At 63.0% G+C, this 18,694-nt stretch carries 21 protein-coding genes; 7 read left to right on the top strand and 14 right to left on the bottom strand.

Annotation, left to right across the window (positions count from 1 at the left end; all coding sequences use genetic code 11):
* Positions 1-394: 394 nt before the first annotated feature.
* The 5 genes from ACUXVA_RS30030 to soxY form a co-directional block, all read right to left on the bottom strand.
* Entirely contained in the window at positions 395-1,087 is a 693-nt protein-coding gene (locus tag ACUXVA_RS30030; RefSeq protein ID WP_265082281.1) for a c-type cytochrome, read from the bottom strand.
* Positions 1,071-2,351 carry a sulfite dehydrogenase gene (gene soxC / locus ACUXVA_RS30035; RefSeq protein WP_265082280.1) on the bottom strand — a complete coding sequence of 427 codons (1,281 nt, stop codon included), beginning with the start codon at positions 2,349-2,351 and terminating at the stop codon, positions 1,071-1,073. The genes ACUXVA_RS30030 and soxC overlap by 17 nt, the downstream gene beginning before the upstream one ends.
* 72 nt (positions 2,352-2,423) lie before the next feature.
* Entirely contained in the window at positions 2,424-4,121 is a 1,698-nt protein-coding gene (gene soxB, locus ACUXVA_RS30040) for a thiosulfohydrolase SoxB (protein WP_445489890.1), read from the bottom strand.
* Positions 4,122-4,222: 101 nt separating this feature from the next.
* Positions 4,223-4,555 (bottom strand): thiosulfate oxidation carrier complex protein SoxZ, encoded by a 333-nt coding sequence (gene soxZ, locus ACUXVA_RS30045; protein ID WP_265082278.1) that lies wholly within the window; start codon positions 4,553-4,555, stop codon positions 4,223-4,225.
* Positions 4,556-4,601: 46 nt separating this feature from the next.
* Entirely contained in the window at positions 4,602-5,066 is a 465-nt protein-coding gene (gene soxY, locus ACUXVA_RS30050) for a thiosulfate oxidation carrier protein SoxY (RefSeq protein ID WP_445489892.1), read from the bottom strand.
* A gap of 175 nt (positions 5,067-5,241) precedes the next feature.
* Between soxY and soxA the strand changes: the two genes are divergently transcribed.
* Genes soxA through ACUXVA_RS30065 form a run of 3 tightly spaced genes read left to right on the top strand, consistent with a single transcriptional unit; the run spans position 5,242 to position 7,267 of the window.
* On the top strand, positions 5,242-6,063 hold the full coding sequence (gene soxA / locus ACUXVA_RS30055; RefSeq protein WP_445489894.1) for a sulfur oxidation c-type cytochrome SoxA: 822 nt from the start codon (positions 5,242-5,244) through the stop codon (positions 6,061-6,063).
* A gap of 10 nt (positions 6,064-6,073) precedes the next feature.
* Positions 6,074-6,718 (top strand): sulfur oxidation c-type cytochrome SoxX, encoded by a 645-nt coding sequence (soxX, locus tag ACUXVA_RS30060; RefSeq protein WP_265082276.1) that lies wholly within the window; start codon positions 6,074-6,076, stop codon positions 6,716-6,718.
* A gap of 48 nt (positions 6,719-6,766) precedes the next feature.
* A complete protein-coding gene (locus tag ACUXVA_RS30065; RefSeq protein WP_265082275.1) occupies positions 6,767-7,267 on the top strand; it encodes a GlcG/HbpS family heme-binding protein in 501 nt (166 codons plus the stop codon).
* 19 nt (positions 7,268-7,286) lie between these two features.
* Here the strand turns inward: ACUXVA_RS30065 and ACUXVA_RS30070 are convergent, their stop codons facing one another.
* Positions 7,287-7,811, bottom strand: a complete 525-nt coding sequence (locus tag ACUXVA_RS30070; RefSeq protein WP_265083602.1) for a SoxW family protein — start codon at positions 7,809-7,811, stop codon at positions 7,287-7,289.
* 94 nt (positions 7,812-7,905) lie between these two features.
* A complete protein-coding gene (locus ACUXVA_RS30075) occupies positions 7,906-8,649 on the bottom strand; it encodes a cytochrome c biogenesis CcdA family protein (protein ID WP_265082274.1) in 744 nt (247 codons plus the stop codon).
* Between the two features lie 49 nt (positions 8,650-8,698).
* On the opposite strand from ACUXVA_RS30075, the gene ACUXVA_RS30080 reads away from it, so the two are divergent.
* The 3 genes from ACUXVA_RS30080 to ACUXVA_RS30090 all read left to right on the top strand — a co-directional run bounded on the left by ACUXVA_RS30080 (position 8,699) and on the right by ACUXVA_RS30090 (position 10,694).
* A complete protein-coding gene (locus ACUXVA_RS30080; RefSeq protein ID WP_445489897.1) occupies positions 8,699-9,139 on the top strand; it encodes a thioredoxin fold domain-containing protein in 441 nt (146 codons plus the stop codon).
* The gene (locus ACUXVA_RS30085; protein ID WP_265082273.1) at positions 9,136-9,513 is read left to right on the top strand and encodes an ArsR/SmtB family transcription factor; all 378 of its coding nucleotides are present in this window, start codon (positions 9,136-9,138) and stop codon (positions 9,511-9,513) included. The genes ACUXVA_RS30080 and ACUXVA_RS30085 overlap by 4 nt, the downstream gene beginning before the upstream one ends.
* Positions 9,514-9,584: 71 nt before the next feature.
* A complete protein-coding gene (locus tag ACUXVA_RS30090; RefSeq protein ID WP_445489900.1) occupies positions 9,585-10,694 on the top strand; it encodes a YeeE/YedE family protein in 1,110 nt (369 codons plus the stop codon).
* A gap of 11 nt (positions 10,695-10,705) precedes the next feature.
* Here the strand turns inward: ACUXVA_RS30090 and ACUXVA_RS30095 are convergent, their stop codons facing one another.
* The 4 genes from ACUXVA_RS30095 to ACUXVA_RS30110 all read right to left on the bottom strand — a co-directional run bounded on the left by ACUXVA_RS30095 (position 10,706) and on the right by ACUXVA_RS30110 (position 14,071).
* Positions 10,706-11,158, bottom strand: a complete 453-nt coding sequence (locus ACUXVA_RS30095) for a DsrE family protein (RefSeq protein ID WP_265082271.1) — start codon at positions 11,156-11,158, stop codon at positions 10,706-10,708.
* A gap of 12 nt (positions 11,159-11,170) precedes the next feature.
* On the bottom strand, positions 11,171-11,644 hold the full coding sequence (locus ACUXVA_RS30100; protein ID WP_265083600.1) for a DsrE family protein: 474 nt from the start codon (positions 11,642-11,644) through the stop codon (positions 11,171-11,173).
* A gap of 109 nt (positions 11,645-11,753) precedes the next feature.
* Complete coding sequence (locus ACUXVA_RS30105; protein ID WP_445489902.1) at positions 11,754-12,803, bottom strand: YeeE/YedE family protein; 1,050 nt, start codon at positions 12,801-12,803, stop codon at positions 11,754-11,756.
* Between the two features lie 284 nt (positions 12,804-13,087).
* Complete coding sequence (locus tag ACUXVA_RS30110) at positions 13,088-14,071, bottom strand: VOC family protein (RefSeq protein WP_445489904.1); 984 nt, start codon at positions 14,069-14,071, stop codon at positions 13,088-13,090.
* A gap of 228 nt (positions 14,072-14,299) precedes the next feature.
* Here ACUXVA_RS30110 and ACUXVA_RS30115 point away from each other — a divergent pair, with 228 nt between their 5' ends.
* Positions 14,300-15,076, top strand: coding sequence for a DNA-binding transcriptional regulator (locus tag ACUXVA_RS30115; protein WP_265082268.1), 777 nt, complete (start codon positions 14,300-14,302; stop codon positions 15,074-15,076).
* 74 nt (positions 15,077-15,150) lie between these two features.
* Here the strand turns inward: ACUXVA_RS30115 and ACUXVA_RS30120 are convergent, their stop codons facing one another.
* From ACUXVA_RS30120 to ACUXVA_RS30130, 3 genes are read right to left on the bottom strand one after another with little or no spacing between them, the layout of a single operon-like run.
* Positions 15,151-15,897 carry an ABC transporter ATP-binding protein gene (locus ACUXVA_RS30120; RefSeq protein ID WP_265082267.1) on the bottom strand — a complete coding sequence of 249 codons (747 nt, stop codon included), beginning with the start codon at positions 15,895-15,897 and terminating at the stop codon, positions 15,151-15,153.
* On the bottom strand, positions 15,894-17,657 hold the full coding sequence (locus tag ACUXVA_RS30125) for a branched-chain amino acid ABC transporter ATP-binding protein/permease (RefSeq protein ID WP_445489907.1): 1,764 nt from the start codon (positions 17,655-17,657) through the stop codon (positions 15,894-15,896). The genes ACUXVA_RS30120 and ACUXVA_RS30125 overlap by 4 nt, the downstream gene beginning before the upstream one ends.
* Positions 17,654-18,691, bottom strand: a complete 1,038-nt coding sequence (locus ACUXVA_RS30130) for a branched-chain amino acid ABC transporter permease (protein ID WP_445489909.1) — start codon at positions 18,689-18,691, stop codon at positions 17,654-17,656. Before ACUXVA_RS30130 ends, ACUXVA_RS30125 begins: the two co-directional genes overlap by 4 nt.
* Between the last annotated feature and the right edge of the window lie 3 nt (positions 18,692-18,694).

An 18,694-nucleotide genomic window follows, 5' to 3' on the forward strand; every position in this document is an offset into this window, starting at 1 on the left:
TCGGCGATTCGTTCAGTCGGATGATGGATCGCTCGGCTGACGCACGCGATCGCTCCGACCTCAAGCGGTCTATCGGTGGAGCACAGAGATTTAGAGCGCAGGCCCCCCACGATCCTTGCCGTTCTCGACGGACAGTGTTGAGGTTTACGAACGACTACGGAAAATGAGTTGCATTCGGCATTTCGGGACGTATCTGCTCGTCCTGGAGAATGACTTCGGCCGTCTGATTATGGTGTCCGTGAGCAGGGCGACGGCATCATCCGCACCGCCGCTCAGGACGGCCGTCATGATCGCCTGATGGCCGCCGCTGCGCCGGTCATCGACTTCGGCATCGATGTCCGCGCATCCGTGCAGGCAAATAGCGAACGCGCCGTCCGGCGGCACCGTCGCTCCGTCAGTCCACTTTCGGACCCGCCTTGCTGTCGGGCGTGACATCGACCGACATGGCGCGGCCGGTCACCTTCGGGGAAGGACGGCAATCCTTCATGCAAGGATCCTTCTTCCAGAAGTGTTTCTCGCTCGTGTCCCGGTCATCTTCATAGAAGGCCGACGCATTCGGCATCTTGATCGATGTGAAGGTCTTCTCGTTGAGCTCGAAATTCTCGTCCTTGATGATGTCGCTCATGCTGAGAACGTAAGCGGTCAAGGCATAGGCTTCGTCGGCGGTCAGCGACTGCGCATTGCCGAATGGCATCGCCCGCCTGATGTAATCGAACAAAGTCGACGCATCCGGCCAGAACGATCCGACGGTCTTGTCCGGCCGGTCGGCCTTCAGCGTTCCGATCCCACCCGCAATCACGGGATAGCGGCCGACGCCCTGGCCGAACTCGCCATGGCAGGACGCGCATTTCTCCTGGAAAATGGCATCGCCGATTTTCGCAGTGCCTTTGCCGACCGGAAGCCCCTTCCCGTCCGGTCGCACATCGGTATCCCAGGCCTTGATCTCCTCGGGCAACGCCGGACGCCCGAGGCCGAGCTTGCCGGACGTCGCCGACGCCACCTGCTGCGCGCGGCCTGCATCGATCGCCGCAGTGACGAGACCGCCGCCGAGCAGGGCGATGGCGAGCAACCTAACCGATCTCGACATTTTCCGTCTCCCCGCCTGCGCGCACCAGCCACGTCTGAATGCCGTTGTTATGATAGATCGAGTTGACGCCCCGGACCTTGCGCAACTCGTCCTTGGTCGGCTGCACGTAACCGGTCGAATCCATGGCGCGCGACTGGATCATCATCTCCTGCCCGTTCCAGTCGAGATCGACATAGAAACGCGTCATCGACTTGTCGAGCACCGGCCCGTCGAGGCGAGCGGCCTGCCAGTTGCGGCCACCATCGAGGGTCACATCGACCCGCTTGATCGTTCCGCGCCCGGACCAGGCGATACCGCTGAGAACGTTGCGGCCCTTGTGCTTGAGCGGCGCCTGCGGCGAGGGGTTGGTGACCACCGACTTGGCATCCATCACGAATGTATGTTTGCGCGACCGCCCGTCGGGCATCAGGTCGGTGTACTTCGATGTCTCCTCGCGGGTCTGCCACGGCTGGTCGCCAGCCTCGATCCGACGCAGCCATTTGACCCAGAGATTGCCCTGCCAGCCCGGAATGACCGCACGCAGCGGATAGCCCTGCTCCGGACGAAGCGCTTCGCCGTTCATCGCAAAAGCGATCAGCACGTCGTTCAACGCCTTCTCGATCGGCAGCGAGCGATTCATGCCGGAGGCGTCGGCGCCCTCGAGCATCAGCCATTTGGCGTTCGGCTTCAGTCCGGCCTCGTCCAGCAGCACCTTGAGCGGCACGCCGGTGTACATGAGATTGTGGATCATGCCGTGGGTGAACTGGCAGCCATTGAGCTGCGCGCCGCGCCACTCCATGCCCGAATTCGCCGCGCATTCGAGAAAGTAGACCTTGTTGACGCGCGGCATGCGCTTGATATCTTCCATGGTGAAGACGAGCGGCTTGTCCACAAGGCCATTGATCATCAGCCGGTGGTCGGCCGGATTGATCTCGGCGACGCCGCCGTGATGGCGCTCGAAGCAAACGCCGGACGGCGTGATGATGCCGTCCAGTTGATGCAGCGGCGTGAAGTTGACCGAGGATTCTGGCGATGCCGTCAGCCAGGAGACGTCGCGGCGCACCACATCCTTTTCGAACTTCGATGGCGAGCCATAGGGCCGCGACTGCACGCCATCGCCAAGATAGCGATTCCAGTCCTGCACGTGCGTAATCAATGGATCCGGCTTGCCAGCCTCACCGGCCGCGCCCGGAACGGACGACAGCGCGACGCCTGCGCCCGCGAGCCCTGCGGCTCCCAGAAAGCGACGGCGATTGAGAAAATCCGCTGAAGGCTTGTCACTCATGCGGCATGCTTTCTTTCCAATTATCCCGATACGTGAATATGTCGGACGCAAGAATGCGCGACGCTCGATAGTTCAGATGCCCGTGACGTTGACCGCGGTGTTCGGCGCGATCTTCACCGAACCGGCCTTCGAGATATGCGCGGCAACGACATCCCATATCGGCGGCCCCTGCGTGTTTTCATTGATGCTGGCCCAGCCGGACACGCTGTAGGTCTTCGACGCTTCGATCGGACTGCCTGATTTCAGGTGAGTCAGTTTCGAAATGCGCGAGCCGACGGGCTTGGCTATATCGATCGCGTAGCCCATGCCGCCGATCCGCACCATGTCGCCGCCGCCCTGGAAGTAGGGATCGGGATGGAAGATGTTGTCGGCGATATCTTCGAGGACATCCTTGAGCTGGGCGCCGGTCATCTGGTTGCGATAGCAGTTCGGATAGGTGATCGCGGTCGCGTTGGTGACATGCTCCCAGGTGATGTCGTCGCCCGGAAGCAGCGTGCCTCCCCAGCGGAAGCCGGGCGACAGCGCGATCTCGACGTCGCGCTCCGCAATCATGGCGTTGCAGATCAGGTCGTCGAACGTGCCGTTGAAGTTGCCGCGCCGGTACAGCAGGGAATCGGTTTTGCCGATCGTGCGCGCCAGATCCTTGGCGAAGGGCGCCCTCACCTTCTCGACCAGCGCGGTCATCGCCGGATCCGGCGTGATGGCGTCGGCAAAGACCGGCATCAGCTTGAACCGCACGCCCGCGACCTTCTTGTCCTTCACCTCGATGTCGAGGCGCGAGACGAATTTGCCGTGCGAGCCCGAGGCCACCAGAACCGTGTCGCCGACGCGGACAAGGCCGGGCATGGCATCGTGGGTGTGCGCGGTGAGGATGACGTCGATCCCCTTGACGCGGCCGGCGAGCTTGCGGTCGACGTCGAAGCCGTTGTGCGAGAGCAGGACAACGATCGACGCGCCGTCGGCACGGGCGTCGTCGACCTGCTTCTGCATATCCTCTTCGCGAATGCCGAATTCCCACTTCGGAAACATCCAGCGCGGATTGGCGACAGCGGTGCGCGGCAGCGCCTGACCGATGACGGCAATTTTCGCACCGCCCCGCTCGAACATCTTGCGGCCCTCGAACACAGGCTCCTGCCACTCATTGTCGCGGATATTCTGCGCCAGGAATGCAAACGGCGCCTTGTCAGCGATCTCCTTGACGCGATCCGCGCCGTAGGTGAACTCCCAATGACCGACCATCGCGTCGACCTTGAGCGCCGACATGACGTCGACCATGTCCTGGGCCTTGGTCTGCAGCGAGGTCCAGCTACCCTGCCGGCTGTCGCCGCCGTCGAGCAATAGCACCTTGTCCGCGCCTCGCTCGGCCCGCACCGCGCCGATCAGCGCAGCGATGCGGTCCATGCCGCCCATGCGCCCGTAGTTGCGCGCGAGCGACACGAAATCGTCGGAGGTCAAGGCGAAGGCATCGGCAGAGCCGGTCGCGATATTGAAGTACTTCCGGAACTCGCCGTCGGTGATGTGCGGCGGCAATCCCTTGACTTCACCGACGCCCAGATTGACCGACGGCTCGCGGAAATGCAGCGGCATCAACTGGGCATGGATATCGGTGACGTGCAGGATCGTGACCGTCCCGAGCGGATCGAAGCGGGTGATGTCGGCCTGCGACAGGCGCTGCTGGGCCGCAACGCGCCCGAGATCGCCAAGCCCGCTGCCAACCAGCAATGCCGACGCAGCCGCAGTCGCCTGCAGGAATTCCCGCCTCGATATCATTGTCCCACCCTTGCTAACCTGGCTTTGGCCAGATGATTTCCGAGGAGGCCCTTCGCGGCCTCCTCAACGACCGCCGGCGCGCGTTGCATCGCGCCTGCGGATCATGCTGCGACGGTCAGCTTGTTCTTTGAAACATAGTTCGAGCCGTCGTCGTCCTTCCAGGTGAAGGTGAACTCACCGCTCTCAGCCGCCTTGTAGAAGAACGACTGATAGGGATTAGCGGAAATCGCCGGATTCCAGCCCGCCTCGAACACCATCTTGCCGTTGAACTCGGCGACGAAGGTGTTGATGATCTTGCGCGGCACGATCTTGCCGGCGGCGTCCTTGCGCTGCCCGGATTCCATCTCGTGCGAGATCAGCGTCTTGATTTCGATGATTTCGCCGGGCTTGGCCTGGGCGGGAACGCGAACACGCGGTGTCGGTTGCGTAGCCATTGGGAGTCCTCGCTTTGAATTCGATTCAGCTTCCGGGATAAGACGATCAGCCGCCGCAGCCGCCGATGGTCACCTTCACATTGGCCTTCGCCATATGCAGGTTGCCGTTCGACATTTCCGCGATGCAGATGATGTTCTGGGTCTGCGCAAGCCGCATCCGCGTCGAGGCGGAGGCCTTGCCGCAGGCGGGCGTGAACTTGTAACTCACCACTTCCGGAAGCGGATTGCCGTCGGCGTAGACATGCACAGACTTGACATAATCCGCGTCGGTCATCGGGCTCTCGATATCGACATTGACGGGAACGACCAGGCCGTTCTCGGCAATCTCGGGCACATCGAGCTTGATCTTGCCGCTCTCGAACTTCTTGTCGCCGTAGAGCTTCTTGATTTCGGCGGCAACTGCCTGCTCGTCAGCAAATGACATCTTCGGGGCCAGCAAAGCTGCGAACCCCATGATCGAAGCGAGAGCAAGCGTCTCCCGACGATTTTTTTCAACCGAAGTCCAAACCATATGGGCATCCTCCAGCGGGATCACTTGGCGTATCCCTAGACGATGGAATCGCTTGACGATTCCAAATTTGATCTATCATGATCTGCAAATATCATTATATTGTTTTTCTTGAATGTAAAGATGCCCGAGACAATTCGGGCGCAGGGCCAACACGGTCTTGATGGGAGGATGAGGAATGATCCGAACCGTAATCGGTTCTGCACTGGCCACGATGGTGCTTTGCACAATATCCTTTGGAGCATCCGCGCAGGATGCGAGTGAGAAAGAGATCGAGCGCTACCGCGCGATGATTTCCGATCCGATGTCCAATCCCGGATTTCTTGCAGTCGACCGCGGCGAAATTCTCTGGAGCGAAAAACGCGGCACCAAGAATGTGTCGCTCGAGCAGTGCGACCTCGGACTCGGCGCGGGCAAACTGGAAGGCGCTTATGCTAAGCTTCCGCGCTATTTCAAGGACGCCGACAAGGTCATGGATCTTGAACAGCGGCTGCTGTGGTGCATGCAGAATGTCCAGGGCCTCGACACCAAGGACGTCGTCGCGCGCCGGTTTTCAGGCCCGGGCCGCGCTTCCGACATGGAGGACCTGGTGGCCTATATCGCCAACAAGTCCAGCGACATGAAAATCGAAATACAGCTTGGCCATCCCAAGGAGCAGGAGATGGCAGCCGTCGGCGAGGCGCTGTTCTACCGGCGCGGCGGGGTGATGGATTTTGCATGCGCCACTTGCCATGCCGACGAGGGAAAGCGGATCCGGCTGCAAGGCCTGCCGAACTTCTCGAAGCCCGGCAAGGAAGCACAGGACACCATGGGCTCATGGCCGACCTACCGCGTCTCGCAAGGCGCGCTACGGACGATGCAGCATCGGCTGTGGGACTGCTACCGACAGCAGCGCTGGCCGGTCCCCGAATACGGCTCCGACAGCATCACCGCCCTGACCATGTTCCTGAACAAGCAGGCGGATGGCGGTAACATCACCGTCCCGTCGATCAAGCGCTGAGGGGCATAAGATGAAGAACATTCTGCAAGTTGCGCTCGTCCTCGCCGCCGGCATCACGACGCTTTCGCCCGCGGCTTTCGCGCAGACCAGCCCGGCAAAGGCGGCCTCCGCAACCGTCGCCCCCGCCCTTGTCGATGCCTATCTCAAGTCGACATTCGGCAAGGCGCCGCCCGAATGGCAGGCGCGCATCGAACCCGATGAAACGCTGAAGACCTGCAATCTCTACCGCAACGACGTGCCGTCCGCCGAAGCCGACAAGATCGTCAAGCGCGAACTCGCAAAGGTCGTGTTTCCGGCCGACGGGAAGCTGCTCGGCGACTGGAAGGAGGGCGCGAAGATCGCCAATAACGGCCGCGGCGGGCAGTTTTCCGATGACGACAAGACCGTCAGCGGCGGCAACTGCTACGCCTGCCATCAGATGGAGCGTGACGAAGTCAGCTACGGCACGCTGGGACCGAGCCTCACCTCCTATGGCAAGGACCGCAAATACAGCCCGGACGACATCAAGCAGGCCTACACCAAGATCTACGATTCGCAGGCTGTGCTGGCGTGTTCGAACATGCCGCGCTTCGGCGCCAACAAGTTCCTGACGGAGAAGCAGATCAAGGATCTCGTTGCCTTCCTGTTCGACCCGGCTTCGCCGGTCAACAAGTAGCCGCATCAGACTGAAGCGGGCATGCCGCGCGCAAGGAGAGAATCCACCATGGCGATCCGAACCCTGCTCGCGGCATCTGCGCTGATCGCGCTGTCCACCCTGTCAGGTCAGGCGCAGGACGCGCTTGTCACCTACAAGTCATTGAGTCCGGAACTCGCGCTGGATTCCGCCCGCGCGGCACTCACCGAATGCCGCAAGCGCGGCTACCAGGTCGCGGTGGCGGTGGTCGACCGCTCCGGCGTGACCCAGGTCATGCTGCGCGACCGCTTCGCCGGCGCTCATACGCCGGCCACCGCCACCGGCAAGGCTTGGACCGCCGCGTCGTTCAAGACGAGTACGGGCGATCTGCAATCCATGAGCCTTCCCGGCATGCCACAAGCCGGCATCCGCAATCTGCCCGGCACCGTGATCATTGGCGGTGGCGTGGTTGTCGAAGCGGGCGGTGTACTGGTGGGCGCAATCGGCGTCTCCGGCGCGCCCGGCGGCGAGGCCGACGAAGCCTGCGCCAAGGCCGGCATCGAGGCGATCAAGGACAGGCTGGATTTCTGACGCGCCTTAACACGTCGCGTCAGGCCTGCTTTCTCAGCCAGTCGGGAAACGACATGGTGTCGTAGCCGTTTTCGCGCACGTAGCGGAACATGGCGAGAAATTCCGACGGCTCCAGCAGGCCGGGCATGCGGGCAACCTCGCGCGCCTGGCCGCTCTTGCCGGCGAGACCATCGACCTTCTCCGCAAGAAACTGGATCGTCGGGGTGAAGCGAACGCCATAGGCCTCGCCGAGCGCCTTTTCGGCCAGCTTGCGGCCGTCGAAATCGGTCACGGCGCGCGAGCCGATATGATTGAGGTGCAGCACTTCGAAATTGTCGCGGATATAGTTCTCGATCTTCGGATCCATCATATGGACCTCATGCATCCGCTTGCATGCCGGACATCCCCGGAGGCCCCACATGATCGCCAAACGCTTGCCCTTCGCGGTGGCGCCGGCGAGGTCCTCGGAGAGATCGAGAAAACTCTCCAGATACCAGTCCATCTGGTACAGGCCGTCGTCGCCCAGCTTCGCAGCGGCCTTCGCAGGCGACGATCCGAAGGCCATCGCGCCGAAGCCGAGACCAAGGCCGACAACGACATCCCTTCGTGTTAACAGGCCTGCAGGTTTCAGCACCGGCGTCTCCTCCTTGTTTCCCGGCTCAACCGATCGACGAAAACGCGGGAAATGCCTGCAGCAGCCAACCGGCAATGTGCGGCATCGCGCCAGTCAAAAACAGAACGCCGGTCAGCACAAGGGCCGAGCCGATCACCTTCTCGACAAGGTTCATATGACCGCGCAGCCGCGCCATCAGCCGGACGAAGCGACCGGCAAAAAGCGCGGCGAGCAGAAACGGAATACCAATCCCGAACGCGTAGACACCGAGCAGCAGAGCGCCGCGGCCGGCCGATCCCTCGACACCGGCGACCATCAGGATCGCCGCCAGCACCGGCCCCACGCAGGGCGTCCAGCCGAAGGCGAACGCCAGGCCGACAACGTAGCTCCCTAGATAGCCTGCCGGTTTGCGCACCGCTTGAAAACGCGCCTCGCGAAACAGCAGGCCGATCCGGAACACGCCGAGAAAGTGCAGGCCAAGAATCAGGATCACCGCGCCGGCAATGAGTCCAAGCGTGTCGAAATACTGCGTCACGGCCTTGCCGATCAGCGAGGCGGACGCGCCGAGCGCCACGAACACGGTGGCAAAGCCGAGCACGAAGGCGACCGACATCGCCACCACATGCCAATTCGGCCGCGCCGCTCTCCCCTGCTCCGGGCTTGTCAGTTCGTCGAGGCTGACCCCGGCGAGAAAGCACAGATAGGGCGGCACCAAGGGCAGGATGCACGGCGAGAGGAATGAAAGCAGTCCCGCCCCCAACGCGCCAAACAGGGAAATATTCGAAATCACGGCATTACCAGCTCTGGTAGATACATGCGAATTCGTGTATATGTATCATATGGTCGGCAAATTGCTTCTTAAATCGTGGCTCATTCAGCTGTCTCTTGTGGTTCTGTTTCTTGCGCCCGTTACGTCGCGAGCTTCAGAATTGCTGATGTTCGAGCGCGACGGATGCGTGTATTGCCAGCGCTGGAATCGCGACGTCGGGCCGATCTTCGACAAGACCGACGAAGCCAAGCTGCTTCCGCTGCGGCGCATCGACATCGACAAGCAGTCGACTGCTGGCGTCACGCTCGCATCGGCCGTGCGCTTTACTCCGACCTTCGTAGTCGTCGATGAGGGTCGCGAAATCGGCCGCATCACCGGTTACATCAACGACGATGCCTTCTGGGGATTGCTCGGCACATTCGTGCCCCGGCTGCAATCCCGTCGCCTGACCGAGCACTCGCAGCCGGGCCAATCATCCTTCGACAGGTCGAACGGCACGCAGACGCCATGACATCCATCATTTCAAGCGATATCGAGACCGAACTTCGCGACGGCGCGGAATATTCGCCCGAGCTCGACCAGCTGATGCGCAAGGCGCGCAAGGCCAGCAACTTTCTGAAGGCCGTCTCCCATGAGAACCGGCTGTTGCTGCTGTGCCTGCTCGCCGAGCGCGAACGGTCGGTTTCGGAACTGGAGAACATCCTGTCCTTGCGGCAGTCCGCCGTTTCCCAGCAGCTGGCGCGTCTGCGCTATGACGGCATGGTCGACACTCGGCGCGACGGCAAGACGATCTACTACAGTCTCGCCAATGACGACGTACGTCGCGTCATTTCAGTCATTTACGACATCTTCTGCGCACCGCCGGTGCCGACAACCAAAACATAGATCTGCCAACGGGCAACCGCGCGCCCCACAGGCGTGCGACACAAGCCCGCGCAGAATTCGGGAGTGACGCCATGCAGAGCCTGTCTGCCTGGATGCTCGCGCTGGTTGGCTTTGCCATCGGCGCGGCTGCAGGATTTGCCGTACGTCACGCCAAACTATGTTCGTTCGGTGCGATCGAAGACGCGCTGATGGGTGGCGATAGTCGCCGCCTGAGAATTTTCGGGCTGGCCTTGGGTATTGCGATCGTCGGAACCCAGGCACTGGTCATCGGCGGTCTTCTTGATCCGGCGCAGACGACCTATACGCCGGCCGCCATTCCCATCGTTGCGATTATCATCGGCAGCGTCATGTTCGGGGTCGGAATGGCATTGGTCGGCACCTGCGGTTTCGGTTCGCTGGTGCGGCTGGGGGCCGGCGACCTGCGCAGCCTGATCGTGCTGATCGTGCTCGGCGCCACCGCCTATGCGACCTTGCGCGGCGTCTTCGCCAACTTCCGCATCGTTGTTCTTGAAGGCCTTTCCATCGCCATGCCGGATGATATCCGCTCCGACCTGGCATCCCTGTCGGCGCGGACGCTGGGTTATGACGTCCGCGCGCTCATCGCTGCGATCGCAGGCGGCGGCCTCTGCCTGCTCGCCTTCAGCCACCCGAGACTCCGCCGTTCGCCACGCCTGCTGTCCGCAGGTGTGGCATTGGGTCTGCTGACGGTCGCTGGCTGGATCGCCACGTCCTGGATCGGCGACGAATTTTCCGGCCCGATGCGTCCGCAGAGCCTGACCTTCGTCTCCACCGTGGGAAAGGCCTTCTATGCGGCCCTGCTGAGTACGCCCGGCTTTGCGGATTTCGGCGTCGGTTCGGTGTTCGGCGTGATCGCCGGCGCATTCCTGGCGGCATGGCGCAGCGACGAGCTGCAATGGGAGGCCTTCGACGATGATCGCGAGATGCGCCGCCATCTCGGCGGAGCGGCATTGATGGGCATTGGCGGCATTCTGGCCGGCGGCTGCACCATCGGCCAGGGCATCACCGCCGGATCCATGCTGTCGCTGTCATGGCCGTTCGCCGTGGGCGGCATGATGATCGGCGCGCGGCTGGGGATCGCCACGCTGATCGACACCACGCCACGCCGGCTGCTGTCACGCGGCTGGGCCAGCCTGCTCGGAAAAACCCATCCGTCGAAGTAGCAGCCGCAGCCTTACGGCCGCAAATAGCTCCAGCCGTCTTCCTGAAGCTCGATCAGACGAACGGCGCCGGAGGGCACCAGCTGGGCCTGCGCGATGATGCTGATCGCATGTCCTTCCCGCTTCTCCATGCCCTCTTTGGTATTGTTGCAGGCTGACAGCTTGATTTCGGACGGGAAGCTGCCGTCCACGATCTGCTTGATGCGGTCCTTCACCGGCGAGGTATCGGCGCGCAACATGTGCAAGCCCGGGCCGTAGGTCACGATCTCGACCTGAACCGTCTCACCCTTCGACTTGTACTGCTCCATGATGTTGGTCGCGTTGTTCAGCGCCAGATTCATAACGTCGGGATCGTTCTGGTCGACCTGGATTGCCACGCGATGTTGCTTCGGCTCGGCAGCGGTTCCGGCGACGGCGCTCGCGACCAGCAAGCCGATGGCGACAACTGCACTGCACAACAACTTCATCTCAACTCTCCATCAGGGGCGGACAATCGTATAGCCGCTTTCGCTCAGCTTCTGTAATTCGGCGACGCCGGCTTCGACTTCCTTCGCGTGCGGATTGATCTCCGGCCGCTTGCCCGTCTCGCGTTCGATCGTATCCAGGGTGTTTCCGCACACCGAGAAGCGGACGCCCTGGCTCGCCAGGCTGTCCACGAGCTGCCGGTGCTCGTTGCCGGTTTTCAGGAGATCGATCCCGGGGCCGAAGGTCACCACCTCGACGGCCACCTTGTCGGGGCCATAAAACTTCAGGATATTGCTCGCAACGCTGAGCACCAGCCGCTCCTTCCTGGAATCGGATTCCGAGAGCTGCAGCGCGAGAAAATGTTCGGCGAAAGGCTTGTCTTCGGATGGCACCGCGGTCGCGGGCCTGCTCTGCGAGGCCGCGGGCATCACCATCGCAGGTCCGACGGCAATTGCCAGGAGTGCCGTCAGCAAAAGTCGTCGCATCATCTGGGCTCGCCCCTCATCGCCTGGCTTCTTCCGAACCGGCCATGATGGTCTAACCCATTCTGCGCTGTCAGACCATCGCGCAGTCGCGGTCAGGCTGTTGCGCTGAACGCTATTGGGCGACCAGCGCCGGCGCCACCGCGCGGCGTCGCAGGCCCACTGCCGCACCGGTCAGGATTCCAGCAACTGCGATGGCCGACGAGATCGACAGCGTCGAGAGGCCGGTCAGGCCCTGCCCCACCGAACAGCCATAGGCCATGGCGCCGCCGATCCCCATCAGCGCCGCACCCGACATCGAGCGCATCATGTGATCGGCCGAGGCATATCCCTCGACGCGAAAGCGTCCGGTGAGCAGCGAGGTCGCGACGCTGCCGGTCAGGACGCCGAGTACGACGGCAATGCCGAAGTTCAGCGAGAGCCCGGTCGACAGCATCGCATACTGCAACGTGTCGGCAACGGGGGCGATGAAGGTCAGCGAGGTCACGGGGATCGGGTTGAACTCGTCAGCGCCGAGCCAGCCTGTGGTCAGCCATCCCGCCGTCACCAGCAGACCGATGGCAAGCCCCGTCGCGATCTGCGCGCGCGAACGACGGAACTGCCGGTCGGAAAATGCAAACGCCAGAAGCGCTCCGCTGCCGATCAGCGTCGCAACGATACGGGCTGCGGTATCGCCAATCCCGATCGACGCCAGCAAGGCCGGTGCCGACACGGTCGCTGGCGAAATCTGGGTCCATTGCATGATCGCAAGGCGCGACGGCGCGAGCAGGCCTTTCAGCGTCATCTGGGCCGCGATCCCGATGATCACCAGAACCACCAGCGACCGCAGATTGCCGTTGCCCAGCAACACCAGCGCACGCGACGCGCATCCGTTCGACAGGATCATGCCGAGGCCGAACAGCAGCCCGCCTACGAAAATCAACGGCGGCGAAAACGACGGCTGCAGATACAGCGACTTGCCGATCTCCACGACACCCGCTGCCGCAAGGACCTGCGCGCCGGCAATCGCCACGGCCAAAGCGACGGCATAGCTGCGAATTTTGCGGCCGTCATTCGCGTTCCACCAGTCACGCAGACCGCTGGAGAGGCAAAAACCGCTCAACAGGCCGATCACACCGAAGGCAATGCCCATCACAAATCCGGCAGAAACCGATATATCGAGCATGCAAATTCCCCGGCCGATCCAAATTCATCAATATCGACACAGACTTATGCCGCCGCCGGGGGGCGGTCCATAGAGCGCGGGAATTAAGAAGGAAGTTGCCGACGACAGCGCTCAAGGAGTGATTTCTGCTACCCCTGACCAGATTTGGGTGAAAATCGCCTCCGGCTGGACTTATCGCGGGGGTTCGGGCGACCGCACGCAGCCACGTTCATCCGTCCTGCGGATGTTCAGTCGAAACCGGACGGTCTTGCAACGCGCGATCGGGCAACCCGACGGCGCCGCGATCACTCGCGCGCGATCACCGAATCCAGCCAGGGACAATTGAGCGGCGGCACCGACGGATCCGGCACTTGGACGCCTCGGGCGGCAGCGTCGAGTCGCATGTTGCGCAACCTGCCACGCATATCCTCCGGCATATAAAGTCGCTCGTGGCCCCAGAGGCTCGGGCCGTCGAAGGTTTCGTGGGGTTGCCACGTCTCCGGATCGATCACCCGTCCGCCCCAGCCGTATTCGATGAAAAAGCCGGACGGCGTGTGGGAATAGAACGAGGTGACGTGGTCGTTGGTGTGGCGTCCAAGCGTGTAGGCAACGCGGCCCTCGTCCGGCTGGGCGAGATCGTAGCCTTGGCCGACGTCATCCAGGCTGCCGAGTTCGACCATGAAATGATGCATGCTGCGCTTGCCGGATTCCACCATGGCAAAGCTGTGGTGGCGTCCGTTGAGATGGAAGAAATACAGCTTGTACGGTGTCAGCCCGTAATCGCTGACATGGAATCCGAGCAGATCGCGGTAGAAGGCGAGCATCGGCTCGATATCGTCGACATTGAGCACCGCATGGCCCATGCCGAGCGGCCCGGTCCGAAATCCGCTGATCGGGCGTCCGGGGACGAACGGTTCGCTGGCGAGTTCGGGCTTCCAGAAGATCTCGATCCGGTTGCCGCCGGGATCGGCGAAGGAGATCAGCTCGGCGACGTGGCGCGCGTCGGCCAGCGCGCGGCTGCCCGCGGTCACCGCTGTGCCGTGGGACTCGAAACGCGCCGCGATCGATTGCAGATCGGATTTGTGGTCGACTTCCCAACCAAGGAAACCGAGACCGTTGTCGTGATCGCCATCCACCACGAGACGCTGCTTGCGGTCGTCCATGCGGAACGCACGCAACTTACCGCCGCGGTCGACTTCCTGCATACCCAGCAGCCGCGTCGCCAGATTGCTCCAGTCGTCAAGTTTGGCAGATTGAATTCCGATATATCCCAGGGATTTGAGTTCCATCGGAGCCTCCGTAATCGGCGATCTGTTGTTGCGGCGCGAAAGCGCATCGCGCCTGTTTGCAGAATACGGGACGGACGACGCCCGGCAATCGGCTCGCGCAATGTGTCCGGTAAGCGGACGATGCGATTGCCGCTGGCATGCTCACTCCGATATTTTATCGCAGATTCCGGCTAATGTTGCGGATTCGAGCTGCGATGACGCGGCGCGCCGCCCTAAGCAGAGATGATGATGCCTGACCAGAAAGCCAGAAGAACGGAAGGCGTTCGCGCCTTCAAGCGCGGGCTCGACGTGCTGCAGGAGGTCAATCGCTCCGGCGGCATTCGTGCCGGCGAAGTCGCTCAGCGGCTTCAACTGGCGCGACCGACCGTCTATCGGCTGCTGGAGACGCTGGAAGAGCTCGGCTACATCGCCCGCAGTTCGTCCGACGAACGGTTCCGGGTGACCCGCCGCGCCAGCAACCTGGGCGACGGCTACGACCCCAGCGTGGTCATTTGCCAGGCGGCGGCGCCCTTCATCAGCGACCTCAGCAAGCGGCTGATCTGGCCGATGGACCTGTCGACTTATGAGAATGCGGCGATGGTGATCCAGGAGACGACCCATGCGCGCAGTCCGCTCTCGATCGATCGGGCCATGATCGGGCGGCGGCTGCCGATGCTGCGCACCTCCGCCGGCCGCGCCTACCTGGCGTCATGTCCCGGGTCCGAGCGTGACGTGATCGTCAAGCACCTGCGGCGGATCGACGATCCCGCCGACGGCCCCTATCTGGAGCCAGGACGTTTCGAACGCATGATGGCGGAGACGGCGGAGCGCGGTTACGCAGTGCGCAGCGAAGGCGAATTCAACATCAAGACCTCAAGCATCGCGGTGCCGATCGTCCGCGACGACCTGGTGCTCGGCTGCATTTCCGTGATCTGGATCAGCGCCGCCCTCAAGCTGGAGGAAGCCATAGCGCAGTTCGCGCAGCCGATGCAGGAGACGGCCGCCGCCATTCCGGTCAGCATCTAGCACCCCGTGCAACGAAGAGAGTCCTCTCGCGGCTTCCGAGAAGCAGCCGGCATTGTTCGGATGACCGACGAAAATCAAGCGGTCTTGGGCGCAACGGCACGGCCGGCGCCCAGATAGGATGCGACGATGCGCGGATTGTCGGCCAGCGCCGCGGCCGGCCCCTCGAAGGAAATTTCGCCGGTCTCCATGACGTATCCGTAGTCCGCGACCTGGAGCGCCGCGCGTGCGTTCTGCTCCACCAGCAGGATGCCGACGCCGGTGCGTCTGAGGTCGGCGATGACACGGAAAATCTCGCGCACGATCAGCGGCGCCAGGCCAAGGCTGGGCTCGTCCAGCAGCAGCAGTTTGGGTTGCGACATCAGCGCGCGGCCGAGCGCCAGCATCTGGCGTTCGCCGCCCGATAGCGTCTTTGCCAATTGCGACCGGCGTTCCTTGAGCCGGGGAAAGATGCCATAGACCCGATCGAACGAGGCGGCGAGATCGCCGCGCGCGGCCCGCCGCGGATAATGCCCGAGCAGCAGATTGTCCTGCACGCTCATGGTGGTGAACAACTGCCGGGTTTCCGGCACCAGCGACATACCCTCGGCGACCAGCCACTCCACATGTTCGCCGGCATCCGGCTGGCCGCGGAAGCTGATCTGGCCGGACTGGCGCGGCAGCAGACCCATGATGGTGGACAGCAGCGTCGTCTTCCCCGCGCCGTTCGGCCCGATCACCGTGACAATGGCGCCGGCATCCACGCTGAGCGAGACCGCGCGCACGGCCTCGATCTGGCCGTAGGATACGCTGAGATCGCGGACCTGCAGGAGGGGGACGTTCATGCGACACTCCCGAGATAGGCTTCGATGACGCGCTCGTTCTGCTGCACCTCCACAGGCGTCCCCGCGGCGATCTTCTCGCCAAAACTCATGACCACGAGGCGGTCCACGAGGTTCATCACGAAATCCATGTCGTGCTCGACCAGCAGGATGGCGAGGCCTTCGCTGCGCAGGCTCTTGAGCAGATCGGACAGCGCCTCCTTCTCCTTCAGCCGCAGGCCGGCGGCCGGCTCATCGAGCAGCAGCAGCAGCGGATCGGCGGCGAGCGCACGGGCGATTTCGAGAATGCGCTGCTGACCGAGCGACAGCGAACCGGCGAGATCGTTGATATGCGCGCCGAGGCCGACGCGCGCGATCTGGCGTGCCGCCTCCTTCATCAGCATCTCTTCGCGTCCCCGTTCGGCGTGCAGCGCCGACACCAGCACGCCTTGCGATGCGCGCAGATGCGCGCCGAGGGCAACGTTGTCGAGCACGGTCATGTCCGGCAGCAGCCGAACATGCTGGAACGTCCGGCTGATGCCGCGCCGGGCGATGGCCGGCGGCCGCAGTCCGTCGATCCGTTCTCCGTTGAAGGTCACGGTGCCGCCGCTGATGCCCAGGCTGCCGGCAATCAGATTGAACATCGTGCTCTTGCCGGCGCCGTTCGGACCGAGCAGGCCAAGGATCTCGCCGCGGGAGATATCGAGACTCATGTCGCGAACGGCGGTCAGGCCGCCGAAGCGCTTGCTGACGCCGTCGACCTGCAGCAGCGGCGCGCGCGTATCGACCTTCTCGCGCGTCGGCAGGTCGGCCGCGGTCGCATCGATTGCGCGGGGTTGCCGCTTGACCGCGACGCGGGCGATCCACGGCCACAGGCCATCCTTGGCGCGCTGCAGCACCAGCACCATAATCAGCCCGAAGGCGATGCCCTCGAGATTGCCCTGGCTGCCGGCGAGGTGCGGCAGCACGTCCTGCAGTTTTTGCTTGAGCAAGGTGACGACGCCAGCACCCAGCACCGCGCCCCAGATATGGCCGGCGCCGCCGAGCACGGCCATGAACAGGTATTCGATTCCGATCTGCAGGCCGAACGGCGTCGGATTCACGAAGCGCTGCATGTGGGCATAGAGCCAGCCCGACACGCTGGCGAGACCGGCTGCAATCAGGAACGCGATCAGCTTGCTGCGCTGGGTGTTGACGCCCATCGCCTCGGCCACATCGATGCCGCCCTTGAGCGCGCGCATGGCGCGGCCCGGGCGGGAATCCAGCAGGTTGCTCGACAGCCACAGCGCGCCCAGCACCGCGACCCAGATCAGATAGTAGAACGCCGAATTGTCGCTCAGTGCGAATGTCCCGATGGTGACGGGAGGCAAACCGCCCATGCCGGTGTGGCCACCCAGCGTCTGCAGATTTCCGAACATGAAATACAGGCTGACCGCCCAGGCGATGGTCGCGAGCGGCAGATAATGCCCGGATAGTTTCAGCGTCGCGAAGCCGATGATCGAACCGACGCCAAGCGTGAACAGCAGGCCGATCACCAGGGTCAGCCACGGCGACAGGCCATAGGCGGCGGTCAACCAAGCCGTGGAGTAGGCACCGAGGCCTGCAAACGCCGCCTGGCCGAACGAAGTGAGGCCGCCGACGCCGGTGAGCAGCACAAGGCCGAGCGTCGCCAGCGAATACAGACCGATATAGTTGAGGATCGTCACCGAGAATGGCGACAGCACGAAGGGGGCGACGCCCACAACGGCAACGAAAACGAGGACCAGGATGCGCGGATGAATCATTCTTCTTCGTGCCCCGGATCATCGGTCAGCAGCGTTCGGGCGAGCAGCACCGGAATCAGCAGCGAGAAGACGATGACCTCCTTGAAGGAGGATGCCTCGAAAGCGGACACGGACTCGATCAGGCCAAGGAGGATCGCGCCCAAGGCCGCCAGCGGATAGCTCGCGAGCCCGCCGAAAATGGCGCCAACCAGGCCGCGCAGTCCGATCAGAAATCCGGTGTCGTAATAGATCGTCGTGGTCGGCGCGGCGAGCAGCCCGGCGCAGACCGCGATGAACACCGCCAGTGCAAAGGCGCGCTTGCCGGATTTCCCGGTGGCGATGCCCATCAGCCGGGCGCCGACGCGGTTGACGGCGGTGGCGCGCAGCGCCTTGCCCTCGAGCGTATGTTCGAAGAAGACGTAGAGACCTGCGATCAGCGCGACGGAGGTTCCGAGAATGACCAGCGACTGGCCGGTGATGGTCAACGGTCCGAGCGCAAAGTCAACGTCGATCATCGACGGCGCCCGCATGCCGTCCGACCCGAACACCAGCAGGCCGAAGCTGACCAGCGCAACGTCAACGGCGATGGAGACGATCAGCAGCACGAGAACGCTGGCGGCTGCGACCGGCGCGTAGACAAGGCGATACATCACCGGTCCCAGCGGCACCAGGATCAGGCAACACAAGGCACCCTGCGCCAGGACCGGCCAGTCGTCGGTCTTCACCACCTGCAGCAGCGCCGCCAGCGCGAGCGGATATCCGACATTCCAGAACAGGATGGCAGCGAGATCGCCGCACGTGCGCCACTGCCGCTGATAGATATCGAGCGCGGCAACGGCAAGGCCGCCTCCGACCAGCAGCCAGACCGTCGCCGGGCATTTGCCAGCCTGCAGTGCAGCCAGCGTCAGCGCGGCGAACGCCACGAATGTTCCGGACGGAATGAAAATCACCCGCGTGATCTGGAACACGAGCACGGTTGACATTGCCAGCAAGGCATAGATCGCACCGTTCACGATCCCGTCCTGGGCGAGCATCAGGGCAATGTCGAAATTCATGGG

Source organism: Rhodopseudomonas sp. RCAM05734, assembly GCF_052658035.1.